This window comes from Polaromonas sp. P1_E3 (assembly GCF_056405935.1).
On sequence record NZ_JBFUBD010000513.1, the window covers coordinates 1 to 1,690 of the forward strand.

General features: G+C 62.3%; 1 protein-coding gene. It reads right to left on the minus strand.

The genetic code is table 11. From position 1 onward, the window contains the following. Positions 1 to 35: 35 nt before the first annotated feature. Complete coding sequence (locus AC1D0Z_RS21155; protein ID WP_477660122.1) at positions 36 to 1,685, minus strand: PhoH family protein; 1,650 nt, start codon at positions 1,683 to 1,685, stop codon at positions 36 to 38. Positions 1,686 to 1,690 lie beyond the last annotated feature (5 nt).

Here is a 1,690-nt window from a genome sequence, read left to right on the forward strand (position 1 = left end):
TATTGCGGCGCCGATCAGCGCCGTTTTTCAGCGGTCTAAAGCACTTCGCTCGCGAAATCAGCCAGGCGCGAGCGTTCGCCGCGCGCCAGCGTGATGTGCCCACCGTGCGGCCAGCCCTTGAAACGGTCGACGGCAAAGGTCATGCCTGAGGACCCTTCGGTCAGGTACGGCGTGTCGATCTGCGCGAGGTTGCCCATGCAGATGATCTTGGTGCCCGGGCCGGCCCGCGTGATCAGTGTCTTCATCTGCTTGGGCGTCAGGTTTTGCGCTTCGTCGATGATGACGTACTTGTTCAGGAAGGTGCGGCCGCGCATGAAGTTCATGCTTTTGACCTTGATGCGCGAGCGGATCAGCTCATTGGTGGCGGCGCGGCCCCATTCGCCCGAGCCACTGTCGGTCTTGCCCAGGACTTCCAGGTTGTCGTCCAGCGCACCCATCCAGGGGCCCATCTTTTCCTCTTCGGTGCCCGGCAGAAAACCGATGTCCTCGCCCACGCTTACCGTGGCCCGGGTCATGATGATTTCGGTGTAGCGGCGGTCGTCCAGCACCTGCGTCAGGCCCGAAGCCAGCGCCATCAGCGTCTTGCCGGTGCCTGCCGTGCCGGCCAGCGTGACGAAGTCCACTTCCGGGTCCATCAGCAGGTTCATCGCAAAGTTCTGCTCGCGGTTGCGCGTGGTGACGCCCCAGACCGCATTTTTGAGGTGGTTGTAGTCTTTCAGCGTTTTCAGCACAGCGGTTTTGGCCCGGATTTCGGTCACGCGGGCATACAGGGGCGGCTCGCCAGGGGCTTCAAAGAACACGAACTGATTGATCAGCAGGCTGCCCACAACGGGCCCTGTGATGCGGTAGAAGGTGTGGCTGCCCTGCTGCCAGCTCTCAATGGTCTTGCTCTGGCGTGTCCAGAAGTCTGCCGGCAGAGCCAGCGAGCCCGAATACAGCAGGTCGCCGTCCTCCAGGGTCTTGTCGTTCTGGTAGTCGTCGGTGGCCAGGCCCAAGGCGCGCGCCTTGACGCGCATGTTGATGTCTTTGGACACCAGAACCACCTCGCGTGGCGCATATTCCTTTCGAAGGGCCTCCACCACACCCAGGATCTGGTTGTCAGCCTTGCCTTGCGGCAGGCTCATGGGCAGCGTGTAATCCAGCGGCTTGGTCTGGAAGAACAGGCAACCGCCGGCTTCCGGGTGGCCGGTGGTGTCCAGCTTCAGCCCCTTGGCGATATCGGCGCCTTGGGCACCGGCCAGTGCGTCCAGTGTGCGGCTGGTCTGGCGGGCATTGCGCGCCACCTCGGTCATGCCTTTTTTGTGGCCGTCGAGCTCTTCCAGAACGATCATGGGCAGGAAGATGTCGTGCTCCTCAAAGCGGAACAGGCACATCGGGTCGTGCATCAGCACGTTGGTGTCGAGCACAAACAGTTTGGTGGGGCCGGTCCGCTTGGCCTTCTTGGGCTTGACGACTGGCTGTGGCAGCGGAATGCTCTCTTTTTTATAGCTGCTTGCGCCCGTCCTTGAAGGGCTGGCAGGTTCTTTTCCTTGGAAAGCTGACGGATGCTGGCCGCCATCCCCTGCCGCGCGGCTGTCAAACAGGTCCATCACCGGGGGTTTCTGGGCAGATTCAGCACTTTCCGTTTTGCGTGCAACTTTCGAGGGCGAGCGGGCGGGCGCGTCAAGCGCGTCGGGGGAGAGCAGGGCGG